Annotated in this window: 2 protein-coding genes; both read right to left on the bottom strand. The window is 54.3% G+C overall.

Going from position 1 to position 3,140, the window contains the following annotated elements:
• Positions 1-207: 207 nt before the first annotated feature.
• Positions 208-1,449, bottom strand: a complete 1,242-nt coding sequence (locus FJ147_28085; GenBank protein ID MBM4259743.1) for a hydantoinase/oxoprolinase family protein — start codon at positions 1,447-1,449, stop codon at positions 208-210.
• 66 nt (positions 1,450-1,515) lie between these two features.
• Complete coding sequence (locus tag FJ147_28080) at positions 1,516-2,613, bottom strand: amidohydrolase (GenBank protein MBM4259742.1); 1,098 nt, start codon at positions 2,611-2,613, stop codon at positions 1,516-1,518.
• Between the last annotated feature and the right edge of the window lie 527 nt (positions 2,614-3,140).

The following is a 3,140-nucleotide window of genomic DNA, read 5'->3' as shown; positions in this document are numbered from 1 at the left end:
GCGCTTGGAGGTGGTGCGCCGTTCGGCAGACGCCAAAGGCTTTACCGTGTTGCCCCGCCGCTGGGTGGTGGAGCGGTCCTTCGGTTGGCTGGGGCGCTAGCGGCGCTTGTGTCGGGACTTCGAACATACCACCGTTTCCAGTGACGCTATGGTGTACTTGGCCAGTATCCGGCGCACGCTGCGGATGGTGACGACGGAAAATACGAATTAAAAAACACTTTCTAAGGGAACAGCAAGCTTCTCGGTTATCGCGGTCACGGCTGCTTCACGATTGATACGCAAGGTAGAGTCAGCAATGCTGTCCGGGTTCATGTAGCCAAGCACTACGTTGGCATCAGTCACTGTTGGTTCTTTCCCGCCGCGACCATAACACACCGGGCCGGGCTCTGCGCCTGCACTGTGCGGTCCAACCCGGAGCGCACCACCACTATCAATCCACGCGATGCTACCACCACCGGCACCCACCTCAACGATATCCAGCGAAGGCGCACGCAACGCATGGCCACCACCACCAAAGAGGCGTGTGGCCACGGTGGCGCCGCCACCAATTTCACCGCCGGGTTTCTCCAACGGTGTACCGTTTTCAATCAGACATGCTTTCGCCGTCGTGCCACCCATGTCAAAAGAGAGCGCCTGAGTCGCTCCGGCCTCTACCGCGAGTCGTGCCGCGGCCAACGCTCCAGCCGCTGGACCCGACTCGATCATATAAATAGGTCGACGACGCGCGCTCTTTGCCGTCATAATACCGCCGTTGGACTGCATGATCAGCACGCGATCACTGTAGCCAGAGAGATGCCGCTCCAGCCGGTCGAGATAACTATTCACCACCGGAATCAGCGCGGCGTTAATCGCTGTCGTGCTCATCCGCTCGTACTCGCGAATTTCTGGATGAATGTCAGAGGAAAGGCACACCACCATCTGTGGAGCAATCTCGGCAATCAGCTTACCAACCTGCTGCTCGTGCGCTGGATTCAGGTAGGAGTTGATAAAACACACCGCGATGGCATCCACCCCTTGGGCAAGCAGATTCGTAATGGCCTCACCCACTTGCTCGGGATTCGGTGCACGTTCAACTGCCCCGTTCCCCAAGATGCGTTCATTCACTTCCAGGCGCAGTTCCCTGGGAATTAAGGGCGACAAGCGGTCCCACTCGGCATCGTAAATATTGGGACGTCGCTGCCCGCGCATTTCCAGTTCATCACGAAAGCCTTCGGTCGTCAGTAGTCCTGTCACAGCTAGTGTGTTCTCGATGACCGCATTGGCGGCAATGGTTGTCCCATGCACGAAGTTTTCCACTCGCGGGGTCGGCGACGCCTGCCGGACACAGGCGACAATATCCTCGCCCGCACGATCAAGCAGTGACAGCACCTTGGCAGTGGTCAACGTGCCATCATCGCCAAGGACGATCACATCGGTGAAGGTCCCACCGATATCAAACGCAACGCGCATACGATCCCTCCCTTTTGATCCTCTTCCCTTGCGAAAGAACCTCCGTAGCAACGGGACAACAGCGGGTTAGAGCCCATACAGGCGATGGACGTTATCGTAGGTGATCTTGCGAGTGACGTCAGCAGGAATGCCGGCGAAGTTCTGCGTAATCACTTCGCGTGATCGTGGCCAGGTGGAAGCCCGATGGGGAAAGTCTGATGCCCACATGAGATTGTCTGCACCGGCAAACTCATACGTCGTCACGCCGGGGCGATCATCTTGGAAAGTCGCATACACCTGGCGCTTGAAATACTCACTCGGCTTCATGGTAATCGGTGTGGGATCAATATAGCGTAAGGTCCGGTAACATTCGTCCAAGCGATACAGATAGTGAGCAACCCAGCCAATGTCATTCTCTGCCGACACCAGTTTCAGGCGTGGAAAGCGCTCCAAGATACCGTTGTACAGGAAATCGAGCAGCGAGGTTTGGATTTCGTGGATGATTGTCACCGTAGAAGCAACTCGACCTTTGGTGAGCTGCACGTTCTTTTTTCCGGTCAGGATATGCAGACTCAGTGGTAAGCCGAGGTCTTGCGCTGCCGCCCAGAAGGGATCGAAATGGGGATCACTAAAGGGTACGTCGCCCGGCGCGGTCGCATTTATCATCGCACCGCGCAAACCTTTCTTGGCGATACGTTGCAGCTCGCGTACCCCTTCAGTCACATCCTGTAAGGCAATCAAGCCTAAGCCGATGAGGCGCTTAGGCGCATAGCTACAGAACTCCGCCACCCAATCATTGTAAGCGCGAAAGCTGGCCCACTGCAGCTCCGTATCTTTGAGATGAAAGAGAAACATCCCTAACGTGGTATAGAGGATCTCGCCTTCGACTCCATCGATGTCTTGATCTTTCACGCGCTCGACTGGGTCCCAGCCACTCGGGCGTGCTTCCTCGTAGTCTACACTTTGATTGGCAGCGAGATCTTTAGGATCTTTGCCAGCAGCGAAGCCACCGCCAACTGGAAACGGCGTCAATCCTTCGGCCACAAAGACGCTGCCTTTTCTCCCCTCATAATTGCTGATGACGCGTGGGGCGCGATCACGCCACTTGCTGTCCATGCGTTGGGTCCACAGATTGGCCGGTTCCATGGTGTGCGAGTCTGCTGAAAAAATAGCTGTCTGAGTCATTGTCATCTCTCCATTGAGCCTCGCGTTCTGTATGACAAGCGGGGCATTATACGACTATTGTTTCCTCATATCTCAAGCAAACCACACGAGATTGGTACAGTAGATGTGTCACCCTGAGTGAAACGAAGCCTGTCCTGAGCCTGTCGAAGGGGGTCTTTCAGAGAGATTCTTCACTGCGCTCAGAATGACATGGTCGCAGGAGCTGAACGTACAGTGTACGAATCTGTTGTGGCCTGACTTACCTGAAATCCCGTGGAATTAATAACTAGAAATGCAACACCTTGAAAACATGAAAGAAAAAAGCTCGTGTGACACGGCACATAGTTATTAATTTAATAACTATGTCACAAGAACTATTCTCATGATTCTCAATACAATAGCGCCCAGCGGCACATAGTTACAGGACTTACGCTTGAGGACCACAAGTATCATTTTAGGGATATGATTACCAAGAAGCAGTACGTCGAATATTTGGTGAGCACGCCGAAGAATTGCACCTGTACGTATCTGGCCGAGCATTTGGAAGA

The sequence above is a fragment of the Deltaproteobacteria bacterium genome (genome assembly GCA_016874775.1).
Lineage (GTDB): Bacteria > Desulfobacterota > Binatia > Bin18 > Bin18 > VGTJ01.
This window is presented reverse-complemented; position numbering and strand designations above follow the sequence as displayed.

Excerpts from the sequence above, each read along its gene's own strand:
- FJ147_28085 (MBM4259743.1), bottom strand. The coding sequence starts at position 1,449 with ATGCGCGTTGCGTTTGATATCGGTGGGACCTTCACCGATGTGATCGTC.
- FJ147_28080 (MBM4259742.1), bottom strand. The coding sequence starts at position 2,613 with ATGACTCAGACAGCTATTTTTTCAGCAGACTCGCACACCATGGAACCG.